We start from the raw sequence: 18,982 nt of genomic DNA on the forward strand, positions 1-18,982 counted from the left end.
CGCTGCCATGGACGACCTCGATATCCGCCGCGAGCACCGTTTTTCCGGGTCCAGCCGCATTATTCTGCTCAGCACACTGCTGTTTGCCGTCCTGGGTATCTGGGCGTATTTCGGCAAGCTGGATGAAGTCTCGACCGGCAGCGGGAAGGTCATCCCCAGCTCGCGCGAGCAGGTCTTGCAGTCGCTGGATGGCGGCATTCTCGCCGAGCTCACGGTACGCGAAGGAGATAAAGTACAGGCTAATCAGATTGTCGCGCGCCTCGACCCCACTCGCTCTGAGTCCAACGTTGGGGAGAGCGCCGCCCGCTATCGCGCCTCACTGGCTTCCAGCGCAAGGCTCAATGCCGAAGTTAACGATCTGCCGCTCATTTTTCCCGCTTCACTACGCGCCTGGCCGGATCTCATCGCCTCCGAAACGCGCTTGTATAAAAGCCGTCGCGCGCAGCTCGCTGATTCTATGGCAGAACTGCAGGATGCGCTGGTCTCGGTAAATAAAGAGCTGGCCATAACCCAACGGCTGGAAAAAAGTGGTGCCGCCAGCCACGTTGAAGTGCTGCGTCTGCAACGACAAAAAAGCGATTTAGGATTAAAAATCACCGATCTGCGCTCACAATACTTCGTGCAGGCGCGGGAAGCGCTGTCAAAAGCCAATGCCGAAGTGGATATGCTGGCGGCTATTTTGAAAGGACGCGAGGATTCCGTCACCCGCCTGACCGTGCGTGCGCCGATGCGCGGTATTGTGAAAAACATCCAGGTCACTACCATTGGCGGCGTTATCCCGCCCAATGGCGAGATGATGGAGATTGTACCGCTGGACGATCATCTGCTGATTGAAACCCGCCTGTCTCCGCGCGATATCGCGTTCATCCACCCCGGCCAGCGGGCGCTGGTGAAGATAACCGCTTATGACTACGCGATTTACGGCGGTCTGGAAGGCGTAGTCGAAACTATTTCCCCGGATACTATTCAGGACAAAGTGAAACCGGAAATATTCTACTACCGCGTGTTTATCCGCACCCATCAGGACTTCTTACAGAACAAACTGGGACGCCATTTCTCCATCGTACCGGGAATGATTGCCACAGTGGATATAAAAACAGGTGAAAAAACCATCGTCGACTATTTAATCAAACCGTTTAATCGCGCAAAAGAAGCGCTGCGCGAGCGGTAAATCCTTGAGGATTAGGGGTTGCGGGGGCTGGTCACGCGTGTCACAAGTCTGTTATACTTGCTCTAACACATTGGGGCTGATTCTGGATTCGACGGGATTCGCGAAACCCAAGGTGCATGCCGAGGGGCGGTTGGCCTCGTAAAAAGCCGCAAAAAAATAGTCGCAAACGACGAAAACTACGCTTTAGCAGCTTAATAACCTGCTCTGAGCCCTCTCTCCCTAGCTTCCGCTCTTAAGACGGGGATCAAAGAGAGGTCAAACCCAAAAGAGATCGCGTGGAGGCCCTGCCTGGGGTTGAAGCGTTAAATCTAATCAGGCTAGTCTGGTAGTGGCGTGTCTGTCCGCAGGTGCCAGGCGAATGTAAAGACTGACTAAGCATGTAGTACCGAGGATGTAGGAATTTCGGACGCGGGTTCAACTCCCGCCAGCTCCACCAAAATTCTCCATCGGTGATTACCAGAGTCATCCGATGAAGTCCTAAGAGCCCGCACGGCGCAAGCCCTGCGGGCTTTTTTGTGCCCTCAATTTGTCCCGCGAAGTCTGATGCCAACTAATTAAATCCGATCCTTTTAGGCACCTTGTTAGGCACCTCATAAAGCATTATTGTTTTTGAGGTGCCTAAAACTATGGAAACCCGACAACGTGGCTCAAATGAAAATACGAACAGATTGCTCAGACAATATTTTCCAAAAGGAACTGACTTATCGGTTCAGAGCCAGCAAAGACTTAACAGTGTTGCCAGACAACTCAACGAGAGGCTGAGAAAAACGCTAGACTTGAATCACCCGCAGAGCGGTTCAATAAGTGTGTTGCGTCCATCGGTTGAACTCACAGCCAGAAGCGGAAGTTGGAGTGCAAGAGACTCTCTAAAAGTTGATGGTTCGTTTTGCAGGGAGACTTACATATACTTAATATATCCATGCTTAATAACGACAACTAATTATTATTTAACCTAACACTGAATGCGGCTTTTTGACCCACCACAAAATTACCGTATTGATCGCTCACAGCTGCACAAAATGGATAAATACCGTCATCAGCACTTACAGTTTTTTCCTAAAGCCAGCGCTTCGTTCGTGTGCCATGCTTAATCACGCTAATAACTTATAACGCTAAGCGAGGATATTATGAAAAAGACAATTATCGCATTATCTGCAATTCTGCTGGCTTCTCCCGTTATTGCCGCGACGACACACGCAACTGATAATGATGTAGCTGCCGCACACGAAAATGCTAATACCGCAAAAGAAAAACTGCATCAGGCGCAGAATCAGGGCGAAGAGAAAAAGTTAAAAGCAAAACATGCTGCTGAAGGTAAACAAGATGACCTGAGCAGTAAAGTGAGTGAAAGCTCACAAAAAGCCTGGAATACAACCAAAGAAGGTACTGAAAAAGGTTGGAATGCAACAAAAGAAGGTACCGAGAAAGGCTGGAATAAGACCAAAGAAGGTGCTGCCTCCGTTGAGAAAAAAGTCAGCGAGTAATCTTCCAGCCATTCAATAATAAAAAGCCGCTTTCGCGGTTTTTTTTATAAGTAATGAGCCGTAATCCAGGATTGCCTACCCGCCGGGCTAAACCAGAGCAGGGCACGGTAACGCATTGGCCCTGACTCCACGTGTGGCGACAGTAAATCGCTTTCCCTGTCGCCACACGCTTTCGCCCTATCCAGCGACCAGATAAAATACAGCCTGTTATTACCATAAGCTACAATAATATTAATTTTAGATAATCAACGGCACGTTTGCTGACAATAATGAGCAAAGGGTTATTATTGGCCTGTCTTTTTTTAGCAGGAAAGTAAAATGAAAAAAACAAAAGGGTTGATAATTGTTGCCCTTGCTTTCACCCTGGCGTCATGTGCTTCAATTCCTGAGAATATCAAAGGTAATAATCAACCAGATATACAAAAAAACTTTATCTCCGTGCATAACCAACCGGGATTATATACCGGTCAGCAGGCCCGCTTTGGGGGTAAAGTCATCAATGTGATTAACACCAAAACGGATACATTACTGGAAATCGCCGTTCTGCCACTGAACAACTATGCTAAACCGCAAATAGACGCGAGCTATCAGGGGCGCATTCTTGCCCAGCAGAAAGGTTTTCTCGATCCGGTAAACTACAGAAACCATTTCGTTACTATTTTGGGGACAATTCAAGGAGATGAACCAGGATTCATCAACAAAGTCCCGTACAACTTTGTTAAAGTTGATTTACAAGGTATTCAGGTTTGGCATTTAACGGAGTCAGTCAACACCACCTATAATATGTGGGATTACGGCTATGGCGCGTTCTGGCCTGAACCCATGTGGGGCGCCCCCTATTACGCTAATACAGTAACTCAGGTAACTCCGGAGCTAGTGAAATAATCTCTGTAGTAAGATGGCGCGAATATATACCGGAGTCGGGTACTGACAAACGCCCACCACATCACCCCGCGTTGACCTTATTGCGCCATCCTGCTTCATGAGATCCTTCACTTAGCACGCACTCTTCCTGTTACATATAATTTTACCCGCTAACACTTGAGCGAAAAAATGGGCTTTAGCCATCTCATGCCTGAGCATCTTTTGTTATTTACCGATAACTCTCCCACCCTGCCTGTAATAAAAGAACATTGGTGTTTACGATTTATTCAGGGATTACTATGAACAGAAAATGCTTACTGTTGATACCATTATTTTTTAGTAGCGTCATCATCACCGCCTGCGATAATAAACCTGCAGTAAAAACCACCGCGATGGAGCCCGAGGTCGGCGTTGTTACCTTAGTGCCCTCTTCCGTGAATATTAAAAGTGAACTTCCAGGTCGCGCGGTTTCATTCGAGATCGCCGAAATCCGCCCTCAGGTTGGTGGGATCATCATAAAACGCAACTTTATTGAAGGTGATAAAGTCAGCAAAGGAGAGTCACTGTATCAAATTGATCCTGCCCCGCTGCAGGCACGACTGGATTCAGCCAAAGGCGCGCTGGCAAAGGCACTGGCGACGGCCAATAATGTGCGTCTGACATTAAATCGGCAGTCAGCGTTAATAAAATCCAATTACGTCAGCCGACAGGACTACGACACGACACGCTCACAGCTTAATGAAGCAGAAGCCAATGTCGCCGTCGCCAAAGCGGATCTTGAGCAGGCCACCATCAACCTTCGTTACGCTAATGTCACCTCACCGATTGATGGCATCAGCGGTAAATCCTCCGTAACCGTGGGTGCCCTGGTCACCGCAAATCAGGAAAACGCGCTGGTCACCGTTCAGCGGCTGGATCCGATTTATGTTGATTTAACACAGTCAGTACAAGATTTCTTACGCCTGAAAGAAGAGAAAGCCAACGGCAAAATTGCCCAGCAACAAGGCAAAATTCCTGTTGAGCTGATGCTGGAAAACGGCAAACCCTATCGCCATACCGGTACGCTTGAGTTTTCCGATCCCGCCGTCGATGAGACCACCGGATCGGTGACTTTGCGCGCCGTGTTCCCCAATCCTGAAGGTGAAATTTTACCCGGCATGTATGTCACGGCGTTGCTGGACGAAGGCAGCCAGCAGAATGTTTTGATGGTCCCCCAACAAGGGATTACGCATAACGAACAAGGAAAAGCCACCGCGTTGATCCTTGACCAGCAAAACGTGGTGCAACTGCGCGAAATAAACGCCGTGAAGGCCGTTGGCAATCAATGGCTGGTGACCGCAGGATTACGCCCCGGCGATCGGGTCATTGTGTCCGGATTACAAAGAATTCGTCCGGGAATCAAAGCCCGGGTCCTCCCTTCAAAACTGACCACTCCTGACGCGGGAACTGAACAGTAATATTTCAGGTATTAAGGACACTTTCTTCATGGCCAACTTTTTTATTGAGCGCCCGGTTTTCGCCTGGGTGCTCGCCATTATCATGATGTTTACGGGCGGTATCGCGATAATGAACCTGCCGATCGCCCAGTATCCACAAATTGCTCCCCCAACCATTACCATCAGCGCTGCCTACCCAGGGGCAGACGCAAAGACCGTTGAAGACTCCGTAACTCAGGTGATTGAACAGAATATGAATGGTCTTGATGGCCTGATGTATATGTCATCCACCAGCGATGCGGCAGGTAATGCGTCGATTATCCTGACTTTCAAAACGGGCACGTCACCCGATATTGCGCAGGTTCAGGTACAGAATAAACTGCAGCTGGCAATGCCTTCTTTACCGCAGGAAGTACAGCAGCAAGGGATCAGTGTTGATAAATCCAGCAGCAATATTTTGATGGTCGCCGGCTTTATCTCTGATAATAACAGCCTGAGCCAATATGATATTGCCGACTATGTGGCTTCAAACATCAAAGACCCAATAAGCCGCACTGCCGGGGTGGGGAGCGTACAGTTATTCGGTTCGCAATACGCCATGCGTATCTGGCTGGATCCGCAAAAGCTCGACAAGTATAACCTCACACCTCAGGACGTCATTACCCAGCTCAAAGTTCAGAACAATCAGATATCGGGTGGGCAGTTGGGAGGCATGCCTCAGTCAGCCGATCAGCAGCTAAATGCGTCGATAATCGTCCAGACGCGCCTGCAAACTACCGATGAATTTGGCAAGATCTTCCTTAAAGTTCAGCAAGATGGTTCCCAGGTTCTGCTGCGCGATGTCGCGCGAATTGAGCTGGGTGCGGAAAATTATGCAACGGTTGCACGCTACAACGGAAAACCCGCCGCCGGGATTGCAATTAAACTTGCCGCTGGCGCGAATGCCCTGGAAACATCCCAGGCAGTCAAACAGGAGCTGAACAGATTATCGGCCTGGTTTCCGGCCAGCATGAAAACCGTTTATCCCTATGACACCACTCCGTTTATCGAAATTTCGATTCAGGGGGTTTTTCATACTTTGATCGAGGCAATCATTCTGGTATTCCTCGTCATGTATCTGTTTTTGCAAAGTTTCCGCGCAACGCTTATTCCCACAATCGCCGTTCCGGTAGTGATCCTTGGCACCTTTGCGATACTCGACGTCGCGGGTTTTTCGATTAATACGCTCACGATGTTTGGCATGGTGCTGGCGATAGGGTTGCTAGTCGATGATGCCATTGTGGTGGTTGAGAACGTAGAACGCATTATTGCCGAAGAAAACTTGTCACCAAAAGCGGCGACCCACAAAGCGATGGGCCAGTTGCAGAGAGCGCTGGTCGGTATTGCCGTTGTGTTATCCGCCGTATTTATGCCGATGGCATTTATGAGCGGAGCAACCGGTGAAATTTTCCGTCAGTTTTCTATCACTTTAATCTCCTCCATGCTGCTGTCGGTGTTTGTGGCGATGAGCCTGACGCCAGCACTCTGCGCCATGCTGTTGAAATCCCACGAGGGAGAAAAAGCAAACACACATTTTCTGTTTACCCGTTTCAATCACTTTATGGAGAAATGTACTCAGCACTACACGGATAGCACCCGTAAACTGCTACGTTGCACAGGCCGTTATATGGTCGTGTACTTAGTGATTGGCGCGGGCATGATTGTGCTGTTTCTACGTACCCCGACCTCCTTTTTGCCTGAAGAAGACCAGGGGGTATTCATGACCACCGCGCAATTGCCTTCGGGCTCGACGATGGTGAACACCAGCAAAGTGCTCGGGGAAATAACGGATTACTACCTGACGAAAGAACAGAAAAATGTCGCTTCGGTTTTCACCGTAGGCGGATTTGGTTTTAGCGGCCAGGGGCAAAACAACGGTCTGGCGTTTATCAGCCTGAAACCGTGGTCAGAACGCATTGGTGAAGAAAACTCAGTCACCGCCATTATTCGACGGGCGATGATGGCCTTAAGCACCATCAATAATGCCGTCGTTTATCCGTTTAATTTACCCGCTGTTGCAGAACTGGGAACAGCTTCAGGTTTTGACATGGAGCTGCTGGATAACGGTAACCTTGGGCATGAAAAAATGATGCAGGCCCGAAACGAGCTTCTGGCGCTGGCCAACCAGTCGTCCGGTGAGGTCGACGGGGTGCGCCCGAATGGTCTGGAAGATACACCGATGTTCCGCATTCATGTCAACGCCACGAAGGCAGAAGCCATGGGCGTTGCATTATCGGATATCAATCAGACCATCTCCACGGCGTTCGGTAGTCGCTATGTCAATGATTTCCTGAATCAGGGACGCGTTAAAAAAGTGTATGTCCAGGCCGATACGCCGTTCCGTATGTTGCCGGATAATATTAATCACTGGTACGTACGTAATGCCTCCGGCGCTATGACGCCGCTTTCGGCCTACTCATCCACCGAATGGACCTACGGTTCTCCCCGCCTTGAACGCTACAACGGTCAGCCTGCAATGGAAATTCTGGGCCAGCCGGTCGAAGGGAAAAGCAGCGGCGATGCGATGAAATTTATGGCATCGCTGATAAATAAACTGCCCGCGGGCGTCGGCTATGCCTGGACCGGTCTGTCTTATCAGGAGGCGCTGTCCACAAACCAGGCACCAATGCTGTACGGCATTTCGCTGATCGTCGTGTTTCTGGCACTGGCGGCACTGTATGAAAGCTGGTCGATACCGTTCTCGGTAATGCTGGTTGTGCCAATCGGGGTGGTCGGCGCTTTGCTGGCGACCGACTTGCGCGGCCTGAGCAATGATGTTTACTTCCAGGTAGGCCTGCTCACCACCATGGGGCTCTCGGCTAAAAACGCCATTCTGATCGTCGAGTTCGCCGTCGAGATCATGCAAAAGGAAGGAAAAACGCCGCTTGAAGCCGCAGTAGAGGCCGCGCAAATGCGCTTACGCCCTATTTTGATGACGTCACTGGCCTTTATCTTAGGGGTTATCCCTCTGGCAATAAGCAACGGCGCGGGCTCTGGTGCGCAAAATGCCGTCGGTACGGGTGTTATTGGTGGGATGCTGGCCGCGACAGTGCTGGCGATCTACTTTGTTCCGCTGTTCTTTGTTCTCGTAGAAAACATGCTGGCGCGATTCAAAACACGGCGCTGATTCCCTGCCCTCGTACGTGATTATCCCTGGGATAAGTTTATTAAATCCCAGGGATTCTCAATGCTCTCTCAGAGAAAGGGTTCCGTTCACCTTAAGTTCTTCATTTCATTACAGCGACGATACTGTGACTACGTTAAGAGTGGCATTCTCCACCACACTTGAGTCCCTCTGCTCTGCGGGTAATCAATGCCCGGTGGCGCTTCGCTTATCAGGTCTACGGTTGTTAGCGGGCCCTGCTATCCAGCGAATTTCTCGTGGATAGCAGGGTAAACATTACGGGGATTTTTTCTTGTAGGGTAACAACTAAGGTAGGTACAGAGGTTGTCAATTCTGACTCATGCCAGGCTATCAAAACGGGTAATCAATAGTGCAGACCGGAACCCTTCAGATTTACGGCCAGCTCGCCCAATTTAGTATCAGGGTGTCGATGACACATTTTAATCATCTTCGGTACAGCGACAGTTTCCACCTCATGTAGGGGAACATAATCATCGCCTTTAAAGTCCGAATTTTTATTAACAATCACAAAGGCAATTGCTGTCATGTATTGCCGACTCATATCAACGAATTCTTTACAGGTCATATCTTGTGGCGCCGCTTCCGTTGCCTGTGTAGCAAAAGCACGGCTCATCGGCGCCATAACAGAGGCCATAAGAATAGCTGTAGAGACAATCAATTTAATATTCACAATGCGCTCCAGAAGTAGCATTAATTTTTATCGGCGAGTTTTTCAGTTTGTACCAACGACGCATTTCTGCGCAGACTGATAAAAGCCAAAGAACTAAAGATCATCTCAACGCCTATAAAGATAGAGGTAAACACATAAGAGCGGTCGGGATCCATATTCAGCCACACGGCTGCAATAAGCAGGTCAAAAATACCGATAAAAATATTCCATCCATAGCCCGGACTGCGGAACATTTTGACGCCGGAAGCAACACGAAAAATCCCGCCAAGAATAAACAGGCAGCAAAAAACCATTGCCAATGAATTCATACCTATCACAGGATTTTCGAGGAAACAGTATCCTAGCAGCAACCATGCGATAGCAAAAAAGGCATAGGTAAATTTGGCTTTCAACTGCTTTTTACCCGAGGAAAACAGGCTGTAAATAGAATAGAAGCCGCACACCAGGAACATAAAACCTGTTGCATAGCTTAAGTAAACACCTGCAGCGATTGGATAGATTAAGCAGCAGATGCCGCAAACCAACAACAGCACGGCCATGATTGTGGCGTGTCTTTTATAATGAAATAGTGTTTTTTCATTAAATGCTTTCAGGCTACGCTGATTAAAAACAAACATACATCCTCCGTTACATAGAAACGCAATGTAACCTACTAATAAAAGAGTAATATTCACTTAATACATATCACTTACAATGGGATGATAAGACTTTCACTCCGAATTCGTATATAAGAATAAAGGAATGTCATTATCCGTATAATCCTACACGTGTCAGACGTCTGACACCTGTAAGATTAAACGCTCATTATTCTATCCTGGCTCTGATTCCACTCTTCGAAGTTATTTAATATGCTTATTTCGTTTGGTGAGATATACCAAATTTATTCAGGAGAAAGTAATGAAAAAGATTATTCTTGCAGGTCTGCTTGCAACCATGATGGGCTCAGCCCCGGTACTGGCTGCTACCACTACCACGCCGGCACAAACTGCTACCGCCAATGTACAAAAAGAAGCTGCCGATATTATGCAGGTCGCAGTACAAGGTGCAAACGCGATGCGTGATATTCAGCTTGCCCGTCTGGCCCTGTTTCATGGACAGCCTGACAGTGCTAAAAAATTAACCGATGACGCCGCTTCCCTGCTTGCAGGTGACAGCCACGACTGGGCGAAATTTGTAAAAGCTGCGCCTAAAGCCAAGATGATTGACGATCAGTACGTGATTATTAACGCTACGATTGCGCTGTCAGAAGACTATATTGCCACCCCAGCTAAAGAATCTGCTATCAATACAGCGAATGGCAAAATGGCTAAAGGCGACTGGAAAGGTGCTGTGGATACCTTGCAACTGGCGGGTATCAGCGTGCTTCAGACCCAATACCTGATGCCCCTGAATCAGACGCGTAAAGCCGTTGCCAGCGCTCAAAAACTGCTGTCTTCAGGTAAATACTATGAAGCAAACCTTGTGTTAAAGGGTGCTGAAGAAGGCATTGTGATCGATAGCGAGATGCTGGGCGCAGGCCAGTAATACTCAGCACTACGGAGTGTTGAACCAGGACTTTCTCTCCTGATCGGGTTGCTACGGCAACCCGATCAGGGGGGTTAATGGCTAATCAGACTGTTAATCTCAATCTCAATTTCCCGCATGACGGCAACAATCTTCTGTAATGCTTCCTGGCGTACTGCCAGAGGAAGATCGTCATGTCGCATCGATTCAAAAGGTTCGCATAGCGTCTGAAGAGCAGTAATGCCCAGAATTTGCGCCGAACCATGCAACCGGTGAAGGGCTCGCAAAAACAGCTGGGGTTCGTCTTGCTCAACGGCTTTCTCGGCCGCCTGTAAATCGCTAAACGTTGCCTCGCGGAATGTTTCGAGTATCTCGTTCATTAATGCGCGATCGCCGCCAGTATTTTCCGTCAAGACATTGAATTTCAGATGCCGGATTGCACAAGGAGACGAATAACCGGTTTCGATTTTGCTTAATTCATGCGTCAGTGTCTGAATCGACACGGGCTTAAACAGACACAAATTCATGCCGTTTTGCAGACACCTGTCACGTGACTGTGGGAGCGCGCTGGCCGTCAGTCCCCATATTTGTAAATGAGGCTGCTGACGACGTAACGAAGCCGCAACATCAAACCCGTCCTTCTTCGGCATATTCACATCGGTTATCAACAGGTCATATGATTTTTTAGCCAGTTTGGCTTCGGCTTCCTCACTATCACACGCTTCATCCACGCTGTAACCAATGGCGTTCAACTGTCGCTTAAGCAGTAGGCGATTGGTCGGGTTGTCATCTGCTATCAAAATAGACAGACACGGCAGCGGCAACAGCGCCCCCGGCGTGTTGCTATCCGGTACAATTGACTGGCGGGCAGTCTCAACCGGCAGCGTTATGGTAAACGTGGTTCCTTGCGCCGGGACGCTCATCAGCTCCAGCGTACCGCCCATCAGCGTCACCAGCTCTTTGCAGATAAATAATCCCAGACCAGACCCCGTTTGTTGACGCCCACAGCGCCCCTGAGCGTAGCGACGAAACAGCCCGGCCTGCTCCTCTTCGCTAATCCCGCAACCGGTATCGCTAATGGCGATGGTCAGGGTACCGTGATTCTCCCCGTCAGGTGTTAAACGGGCTGTCACATGAATGCTACCCTGCTCGGTAAACTTGAGCGCATTGCCCACCAGGTTGGTGAGAATTTGCCGCAAAGCTTGTTGATCGACAAACACCCGCTCGTTTGCCGGCAACTGGCTTACGCAAGCAAGCGTAACGCCTTTCTGTCTGGCTAAGGCATCAAAAGAGTGACACTGCAATTCAATGAGCTGCGAGAGATCCGTCCATTGAGGAACAACCTGATATTTACCAGACTCAATCTTATCAACGTCCAGAATCTTACCGATCAGCCCAAGCAGTGACTGGGCTGTCGCTGCGGTAAGAGCAATCGCCTCTTTTCGTTGTGCCGGGCTGAGTTCTGAGCTCGACAGTAATTCCAGAAAGCCCACAATCGAGCTGACAGGGGTACGTAATTCATGGCTCATGCTCGCAAGAAAGCGACTTTTGGCCTTGGTTGCTTCAATCGCTTTATTTTTTTCGGTTTCCAGTTCTTGAGACAATGCCTCTTTGAGATGAAGCTGCTCTTCCAGCTGCCGCTGTGATTGTTTTCTTTTATTTACCTCACGGGAGAGTGAGATCCCCCAGATCAGGCTAATTGCTATTAGCAACAGCGCAAACACCACCAGTTGATAGAACTGTTTGCTATACCGACTCCAGAGATCGACCTGCGTATTAGAAATTTTCGACCACTTCTCCGTCATCTGCAAAATCTCACGCGGCGGTATCGCCTGCAGCGCTTTATCCATTACGGACTTCAACATGGGCTCGTGGGGAGAAACCGCAAAGCTCACCGACGCGCCTGGCATATCTGGTAGCCTAAAAAAGTGCATGTTTTTCTGGTAGTCATGATCGACCATGAACCTTGCCGACAATTCGGTAGCAATTGCCGCGTCAACCTTGCCATCCCTGAGCATAGTCATCGCGACGCTGCCAGTATCAGCATCCACCCAGGTGGCCTGCGGGTAGCGTTGTTTCAGGTCACTTTCCAAAACATGTCCGGCGGGCAACGCAATACGGATCGGTGTATTCAGTAACGAGTCGGCCGTTTCATCGCGGGAAGTGATAATCACAAACGCCACATTCATCAGCGGATCGCTAAAGGTCGAATTGTGCTGATTTTGATTTGTCAGGGTGATAGTGGGATACATATCCCATCGTTCGCCGCTTATTTGTTTTGTCTGTTCACTTTTGGTGTTGGCCAAAACCGGCTCAAAATCAATCCCCGTTTGCAGATGAATAATATTCAGCAAATCGCCAAGAATTCCACGTAACTCACCGCTGCGATCGACAAGCGTGTAAGGCGGATAATCTGGATTGATAAGAATGCGAATAGTATGTTTCTTCTTCAGCCACGCTTTTTCCTGATCGGTAAAAGGAATAGGCGCATTCAGAAAAGCAAGGTTACCGCGGTTCAGCCAGTTCTGCATGACCTGCATATGAGTTTCATTACTGATTGACGTAATGAAACCATCAAGAATATTTCTTAATACCGGCTGGTCGTCCTTCACCACAAAATAATTATATTGCTCTTGTTTATCAAAGTAGTGCGTAATAACCAGTGATTGCGAAAAATATCGGGAGACACAATGACTGCTGGTGATATTGTTCCCAATATAATATTGGTTATCACCGTTCACTACCGATGCCATGGCCTGATACTCGTCGTCGTAAAATGAGACTTTAGCTTCAGGAAAAGCATCCTGGATAACATCAAGAAAAGGACAATCTCGCACACACGCGACGCTAACCGGATGCTCCGAGGTCAGCGGCAGCATGGTGTTTTTTAGCGAGGTCACAAGCGTCGGCCACGTCGTCAGTAATGCCGAAGTGCGCAATAAATGGCCGCCAACATCTTGTCGCCGGGACAGCTGAGTTATCAATGTATCTACATCGTTACTGGCAAGTGCGGTCAGCGCTTCTTGCTCATTATCATACTGCTTTATAACAATTTTTATATTGAGATTCTTTTGCATTAGCGCAAGATAATCCGCGTTGACGCCCCGATAATATTCACCGCTATTTTGATAAACAATAGGGGAGACTTCCGGTAACCAGGTGCCAACAACCAAGGTTTTTTTATGCGCTAACCAGTTTGTTTCTTCCCTGTTCAAGCCGATATGTTGTACTGAGGTATTATAGTTACTTTTTAGCTCAACTTGCCGGGCTGAGCTTACACCCGTAGAAAACCCGATGGTAAATATGACCATCAAAAAAATAAACAAGCGTTCCAGCATTACTCTATCCTATTTTATTTCTTTGCGCATAATCATAAATTTCCATTAATGACGAGCAATCTAATTTTTCCATCAAACGGCTTTTATAGGTGCTTACCGTTTTATTACTGATGTTCATTTTGCTGGCAATAGTGCTGTAATCCATACCGTTAAGAATATAACGCAACACTCTCATTTCCTGGGTCGACAACGTATCAAGCTTATCCTGTTCGCTGACAGATGAGCCAGTAAAATGCTCAAGGGAAAAGGGAAAATAGCTATACCCATTTTTTGCAGCTTCGATTGCGGCAAGAATATTATTCATACCCTCTTTTTTACTCACAAATCCGTTGGCACCGTATTCGGCGCTACGTTTGCCGTAAAAAAATTCATTTTTGGCTGAAATGATAATGATTACACCAGCATAGTGCCGCTTTCGCAGTTGCTCCAGCACTTCGATGCCGCTGATGCCCGGAATATCCACATCAATAATCAGTAGCTCCGGCTTAGTTTTCTCAACGGTTTGGACCACATGCTCTCCGCTGTCGAGCTCGGTGGTTACGGTAATACCATTAGTATCGAGTAAGTTGCGGATGGCTATGCGAGCTAATGGGTGATCATCAACGATTATCGCGTTCATTGCGTATAAGAATCCCGATAAATAAAGAGAGGCGATGGCTATCGAGCAGGTGAGCCTTAAGCATTATAATTTATAAAAATAAGGCGTTATCAGGTAAATCCTAACACATTCACACGTATATTTATTAGTTTTTTATAAAAACGAAGAATAAGGCATAAATGCAACACTGTATTTTACAAATTTTAAACCTTGAGCCTATCTAAATATCAAACCATTAACACAACCAAAAGGAATATTCCTACATGCGTAGGATAAATCCCTCATTTATTATGATTCATTCTTAATGGCCGGGGTCATATAACCAGGGGGGAGTTTTCATCACAACGGCAAAGGTGTATATGCAGAATAGCTATCTAAGAATCATTTTTATACCAGGTCAAATCTGGAGAAAAAGATAATAAACCTGCTGATTTGATAGTAAAACGCCCTGTGGCTCAGGAAACAGCAGAGCCACAGGAGTCAGCTATTAATCAGGCTTTACTGGGCAACGCCCCAATAGCATGAGAGCTTTTCACGGTCAGCGTAACGACGGCAGAACATAACAGCGCGGCAATCATAAAGATAAAGGCGCTGTTATAACTTCCACCACTGCTTTGAATCAGCCAGCCGATGATAGGTGCAGAAACGACTCCCGCCATCTGACCGCCAAAGTTAACGATCCCGGATGCCCGCCCCATGATGTTGCTGGGAATGGTGTCCATCAGAATGCCCCAAAATGTCGCCATGGCGAAGAACATGAACAGGGCTGAAATACACTGATAAACCACCGCCATATCTGCACTGCTCACGCTGAAGGTCAGGTACAGGAAACCCGCGGCGATAACGGAGGTCACGACATACAACGTTTTACGCTGGGGTTTAAATTTATCTGAGCAATAGCCGCCTAACAACGTTCCGCCTGCGCCAAACAGGAAGGGAATGGCCGCCATGACGCCGGTTTTTGCCAGAGAAAACTCACGAACGGTGATCAGGTAGCTTGGCAGCCAGGTTGAAAAGCCCCAGAAGGTGATATCAAACAAAAACCAGATACTTGCCATTTGCCAGAGCACCGGCATTTTGAGGACGTCTTTAAACGCGATGCCGCTGGTGTTTTGCAGGCTTCCCTGCTCGTCAGCAGCCAGTTCCGCCAGATCCTGCTGCGTAATTGCGGGGTGATCTTTCGGATTGTCACGGGTAAATAAGTAAATCCCCGCCGCGATAAACAGACCCGGAATACCTAGCACGATAAAGACCATGTGCCAGCCAAAGGCCCCGATTATACTTGCGGCTACCACTACCGCCAGCACCGGGCCTAAGGTGTTTACCGTTGACTGAATCGCCGTGGCGCGGCCACGTTCTTTCGACGGGAAATAGGTTGATATCATCTTCCAGGAAGCCGACGGGAAACAACCTTCACCAACACCAAAGAAGAAGCGAACGGCCAGCATTAGCGGCAGCGTCAACACGGCGCCGGTTAAGCTGGTGAAAACAGACCACCAGGCAATACCGATGGCCATGATTTTGCGCGAACCAAACTTATCCGCCAGTAAACCGCCGGGAATTTGAAACGCGGCATAACCAATAAAAAAGGCGCTAATAATTAACCCTTGTTGGGTCGTATCCAGATTTAAATCTTTGCCGATATAAGGGAGCGAAACGCTCATCACCATTCTGTCGAGAAAAGAGAGCAGCCACGCCAGCCAGATCAATGTCAGGACGGTATACCTTGCTTTCCAGGTCTTTGGTTTACCTGAAGGTAAAGACGTTTGTAGGTTCATTGTGATGTCCTTAGGGTGTAGTGATCTACCGCGGCCATAAATGGTCGCGATAAATCAATGCGTGTTTAGCGTTATTTATTAATATTGTTTTCTAATAACCGTACCGCTACAGGCATAACTTTCAGTGCCATTGATTAAGGCAATGCGCCCATTAACCATGACAATTTCAATCCCTTCCGGATATTGATTGGGTTCAACAAAAGTGCCCTTATCGGCAATGGTGTTAGGATCGAACATCACAATATCCGCCGCATAACCCACTTTCAGCAGCCCACGATCCTGCAGGCCTAATACCTCAGCGGGTTTGCCAGTCATCTTACGGATTGCCGCTTCCCAGCTCAGACATCCCTCTTCACGCACATATTTACCGAGCACACGAGGGAATGCGCCAAACACGCGCGGATGCGGTTTGCCAGCCCCCATTAAACCGTCGGTACAGACGTTTTGCTCAGGACGGCAAAGGAACTTAATCACATGCTCTTCAGTACCGTAAAAGTCGACCATCCCAACGGCGTTTTCTTCTTCAAACAGCAGATCGAAGGTGGCGTTGTACGGATCTTTTCCGCGTAGCTCGCCCAACTGAACGAGGTTCAGACCGACGGCATCCTGGTTTTTTGTCGTTTTCACGCTGGTGACAAAAATCTGGTCCAGCCCGGCAAAATCGATAAAGTTATCCCAGCCGGGAATGCCCTGCTGAATATCGTCGATCATTTTGGCGCGCAGTTCAGGCGAGGCCAGCCGCTCAAGTAATTTGTCAGTGCCACCGGAGTGGACCCACGGCGGCAGGATCACGCCGAGCATCGTGCTGCCCGCCACATACGGATACTGGTCGAAAGAGATACGAATCCCCTCTTCCTGCGCCTGTTCCAACATGCCCAGCATCTGGTCAATCAGCCCCCAGTTTTTCTTACCGCAAACCTTCATGTGTGAAATATGCAGCCAGACACCGGTGGCGGTGGCGATATCAATCAGTTCCTGCGTTGAGTTGATAATATCGTCTGCTTCACTGCGCTGATGCACCACAAAGATCCCGTCATATTTCGCCGTCACTTTGCACAGTTCAATCATTTCGGCGGTATCGCCAAAGGCGCAAGGCATGTAGATGAGCCCAGTGGAAAGACCAAACGCCCCCGCTTGTAACTCCCGCTCAAGGATTTCGCACATCTTCGCCACATCCTCACGAGTAGAGGGGCGCCCATCCAGGCCCATGGCTTCCATGCGTACGTTGCCATGCGGAACTAAATACGCGAGGTTTGTCGCCGGATGACGCGATGCCAGCAGATTGAGGTAGCCGTCTGTGTTTTTATATTTCCAGTCTATTTTGTCGGTATCGCCATCCAGTCCGGCGATATTTTTACGCCAGGCCGGAATATATTCTTCAGGCAACGGCGCCAGGGCGACACCATCCTGCCCTAACAGCTCGGTGGTAATACCCTGACGAATTTTTGCCGACAGCGCGGGGTTAATAATGGCCGACAGGTCAGAGTGCGTATGGGTATCAATAAAACCAGGACAAATAATTTTTCCCGTTGCGTCAATAACCTGTTCATTAACGCCAACGTCAATTTGACCGATTGCGACAATGCGTCCTTCGTCAACCATCACATCGGCAATTCTGCCTTTACTGCCCGTCCCATCGATTACATTTCCGTTTTTGAAAATGGTTTTCATCGTTATTCTCCATAGCGGTATCGCTTCACGACACCACTTGTAAGGTAAGAGGTTGTTATCTTTCTTTTTATTGGCGATAGAGTGTCTGAATGATGCTGTAATAGCCGCTGGCCGAGCCGGTTAACTGATCAATCTCGATATATTCATCGATGGTGTGGGCCAGGTTTTCGCGTGAAGGTCCGAAGCCGATAGTTTTAATTCCCGCTTCGCCCGCATAGTGGCTGCCGTTGGTGCAAAATGAGTACTGTGTGATGGTTGGATTAAACCCGGCCTCGCGAACGCCAGCCAGAGCGGCCTGCACGAATTCGTCAGACTCGTCATACACCCAACCCGGGAAGAAGCGCTCGCCCTCAATCGTGGCACCGGTATAGCAAGACTCCTGACCTACCGCGTAGGAGACACGGGCCTTAAACTGCGGATCCTGTGCGGTAAGTTCCGCAAGCGCATTTTCCAGTGGGGCAATAACACTTTCTTTGGTTTCACCCACCAGCAAACGACGATCGTAGGTTGCGCGACAATAATCCGGCACTACCGAAGCTCCCGGGTATGGCGAAGATTTAATGTCGGTAAGCTCCAGAATGCCAGGCCCCAGTACCGGGTGCGTTGGCGGAGTGATTGTGCGAATTTTGTCGATCAATTGCGCCATTTTGTACACCGCGTTAATGCCTGCCTGCGGGTTGGCGGAGTGCGCGGGTTTACCAAACGTTTCGACCACAATTTCAGCGCGGCCACGCTGACCAATTTTCAGGTTTAACTCGGAAGCTTCACCGATGATCACGTAGTCCGGCTTATAGCGCTCGCTGACCAGCCGGGCAGCAATACCTTCAAAGCACTCCTCATGCACGATGCAGGCAACGTAGATTTTGCCGGCAAAATTACGCTGATTGTCCTGGCCGAAAAAACCCACGGCGGAAATCATCGCCGCCACGGCACCTTTCATATCGGTTGTACCGCGACCATAAATTTTGCCATCGTCGATATCGCCGCCGTACGGGTTGCGGCTCCACTTCTCTTCGTTGACCGGCACGGTATCGATATGTCCATCGAGAACCAGCGTTTTCCCCGGCTGATTGCCGACAATGCCGCCCACAATGTTGCCGTACTTATCAACGTGGATGTCATCGAACTGGTAATGCTGCATCATTTTTTTTATGGCATTAACCACTTCCCCTTCCTGACCGGAATAACTTTTTTGTTGGATCAGCGCCTGACAGTTTTTAATAACTTCATCAATACGTTTTGCAGATAACATGGGTTTCTCCGTTATTTCTCTCAATCAGGAAAT

General features: G+C 48.7%; 13 protein-coding genes, 1 other RNA gene and 1 pseudogene. 8 read left to right on the forward strand and 7 right to left on the reverse strand.

Annotation, left to right across the window (positions count from 1 at the left end):
- The first annotated feature begins 7 nt into the window (after positions 1-7).
- The 7 genes and pseudogenes from OGV75_RS03900 to OGV75_RS03930 all read left to right on the forward strand — a co-directional run bounded on the left by OGV75_RS03900 (position 8) and on the right by OGV75_RS03930 (position 8,121).
- A complete protein-coding gene (locus OGV75_RS03900) occupies positions 8-1,171 on the forward strand; it encodes a beta-barrel domain-containing protein (protein ID WP_131380012.1) in 1,164 nt (387 codons plus the stop codon).
- 72 nt (positions 1,172-1,243) lie between these two features.
- Positions 1,244-1,607, forward strand: a transfer-messenger RNA (tmRNA) gene (gene ssrA, locus OGV75_RS03905).
- Between the two features lie 202 nt (positions 1,608-1,809).
- Positions 1,810-1,997 (forward strand): annotated as a pseudogene (locus OGV75_RS03910) (transposase); the annotation flags it as partial.
- A gap of 301 nt (positions 1,998-2,298) precedes the next feature.
- A complete protein-coding gene (locus tag OGV75_RS03915) occupies positions 2,299-2,655 on the forward strand; it encodes a KPN_00521 family repetitive protein (RefSeq protein ID WP_115190326.1) in 357 nt (118 codons plus the stop codon).
- Between the two features lie 318 nt (positions 2,656-2,973).
- On the forward strand, positions 2,974-3,540 hold the full coding sequence (locus tag OGV75_RS03920) for a Slp family lipoprotein (RefSeq protein ID WP_016154094.1): 567 nt from the start codon (positions 2,974-2,976) through the stop codon (positions 3,538-3,540).
- Between the two features lie 278 nt (positions 3,541-3,818).
- Positions 3,819-4,976 carry an efflux RND transporter periplasmic adaptor subunit gene (locus tag OGV75_RS03925; protein WP_286480365.1) on the forward strand — a complete coding sequence of 386 codons (1,158 nt, stop codon included), beginning with the start codon at positions 3,819-3,821 and terminating at the stop codon, positions 4,974-4,976.
- Positions 4,977-5,004: 28 nt separating this feature from the next.
- Positions 5,005-8,121 (forward strand): efflux RND transporter permease subunit, encoded by a 3,117-nt coding sequence (locus OGV75_RS03930; protein ID WP_286480366.1) that lies wholly within the window; start codon positions 5,005-5,007, stop codon positions 8,119-8,121.
- A gap of 361 nt (positions 8,122-8,482) precedes the next feature.
- Here OGV75_RS03930 and OGV75_RS03935 read toward each other — a convergent pair whose 3' ends face one another.
- Both OGV75_RS03935 and OGV75_RS03940 read right to left on the reverse strand, forming a co-directional pair.
- On the reverse strand, positions 8,483-8,830 hold the full coding sequence (locus tag OGV75_RS03935; protein ID WP_016157253.1) for an HdeA/HdeB family chaperone: 348 nt from the start codon (positions 8,828-8,830) through the stop codon (positions 8,483-8,485).
- Positions 8,830-9,426, reverse strand: a complete 597-nt coding sequence (locus OGV75_RS03940) for a DUF308 domain-containing protein (protein ID WP_047358942.1) — start codon at positions 9,424-9,426, stop codon at positions 8,830-8,832. The genes OGV75_RS03935 and OGV75_RS03940 overlap by 1 nt, the downstream gene beginning before the upstream one ends.
- Positions 9,427-9,706: 280 nt before the next feature.
- On the opposite strand from OGV75_RS03940, the gene OGV75_RS03945 reads away from it, so the two are divergent.
- Positions 9,707-10,333: a YfdX family protein gene (locus tag OGV75_RS03945; RefSeq protein ID WP_016154099.1), complete on the forward strand. Its 627-nt coding sequence runs from the start codon at positions 9,707-9,709 to the stop codon at positions 10,331-10,333.
- Positions 10,334-10,407: 74 nt separating this feature from the next.
- On the opposite strand, the gene OGV75_RS03950 is transcribed toward OGV75_RS03945, so the two are convergent.
- The 5 genes from OGV75_RS03950 to OGV75_RS03970 form a co-directional block, all read right to left on the reverse strand.
- On the reverse strand, positions 10,408-13,650 hold the full coding sequence (locus OGV75_RS03950; protein ID WP_286480367.1) for an ATP-binding protein: 3,243 nt from the start codon (positions 13,648-13,650) through the stop codon (positions 10,408-10,410).
- Between the two features lie 4 nt (positions 13,651-13,654).
- Positions 13,655-14,269, reverse strand: coding sequence for an acid-sensing system DNA-binding response regulator EvgA (gene evgA, locus OGV75_RS03955; RefSeq protein WP_016157256.1), 615 nt, complete (start codon positions 14,267-14,269; stop codon positions 13,655-13,657).
- A gap of 470 nt (positions 14,270-14,739) precedes the next feature.
- The gene (locus tag OGV75_RS03960) at positions 14,740-16,026 is read right to left on the reverse strand and encodes an MFS transporter (protein WP_286480368.1); all 1,287 of its coding nucleotides are present in this window, start codon (positions 16,024-16,026) and stop codon (positions 14,740-14,742) included.
- 78 nt (positions 16,027-16,104) lie between these two features.
- Positions 16,105-17,697, reverse strand: coding sequence for an N-acyl-D-amino-acid deacylase family protein (locus tag OGV75_RS03965; protein WP_080859110.1), 1,593 nt, complete (start codon positions 17,695-17,697; stop codon positions 16,105-16,107).
- Between the two features lie 67 nt (positions 17,698-17,764).
- The gene (locus OGV75_RS03970) at positions 17,765-18,949 is read right to left on the reverse strand and encodes a YgeY family selenium metabolism-linked hydrolase (RefSeq protein WP_047499508.1); all 1,185 of its coding nucleotides are present in this window, start codon (positions 18,947-18,949) and stop codon (positions 17,765-17,767) included.
- Positions 18,950-18,982 lie beyond the last annotated feature (33 nt).

The sequence above is a fragment of the Citrobacter sp. Cb028 genome (assembly GCF_030336705.1).
In the GTDB taxonomy this organism is placed as follows: Bacteria; Pseudomonadota; Gammaproteobacteria; order Enterobacterales; family Enterobacteriaceae; genus Citrobacter; species Citrobacter braakii.

Coding starts and splice junctions, on each gene's coding strand:
- OGV75_RS03900 (WP_131380012.1), top strand. CDS start 8: ATGGACGACCTCGATATCCGCCGCGAGCACCGTTTTTCCGGGTCCAGC.
- OGV75_RS03945 (WP_016154099.1), top strand. CDS start 9,707: ATGAAAAAGATTATTCTTGCAGGTCTGCTTGCAACCATGATGGGCTCA.
- OGV75_RS03960 (WP_286480368.1), bottom strand. CDS start 16,026: ATGAACCTACAAACGTCTTTACCTTCAGGTAAACCAAAGACCTGGAAA.
- OGV75_RS03970 (WP_047499508.1), bottom strand. CDS start 18,949: ATGTTATCTGCAAAACGTATTGATGAAGTTATTAAAAACTGTCAGGCG.
- OGV75_RS03930 (WP_286480366.1), top strand. CDS start 5,005: ATGGCCAACTTTTTTATTGAGCGCCCGGTTTTCGCCTGGGTGCTCGCC.
- OGV75_RS03950 (WP_286480367.1), bottom strand. CDS start 13,650: ATGCTGGAACGCTTGTTTATTTTTTTGATGGTCATATTTACCATCGGG.
- OGV75_RS03935 (WP_016157253.1), bottom strand. CDS start 8,830: ATGCTACTTCTGGAGCGCATTGTGAATATTAAATTGATTGTCTCTACA.
- OGV75_RS03965 (WP_080859110.1), bottom strand. CDS start 17,697: ATGAAAACCATTTTCAAAAACGGAAATGTAATCGATGGGACGGGCAGT.
- OGV75_RS03915 (WP_115190326.1), top strand. CDS start 2,299: ATGAAAAAGACAATTATCGCATTATCTGCAATTCTGCTGGCTTCTCCC.
- OGV75_RS03920 (WP_016154094.1), top strand. CDS start 2,974: ATGAAAAAAACAAAAGGGTTGATAATTGTTGCCCTTGCTTTCACCCTG.
- OGV75_RS03925 (WP_286480365.1), top strand. CDS start 3,819: ATGAACAGAAAATGCTTACTGTTGATACCATTATTTTTTAGTAGCGTC.
- evgA (WP_016157256.1), bottom strand. CDS start 14,269: ATGAACGCGATAATCGTTGATGATCACCCATTAGCTCGCATAGCCATC.
- OGV75_RS03940 (WP_047358942.1), bottom strand. CDS start 9,426: ATGTTTGTTTTTAATCAGCGTAGCCTGAAAGCATTTAATGAAAAAACA.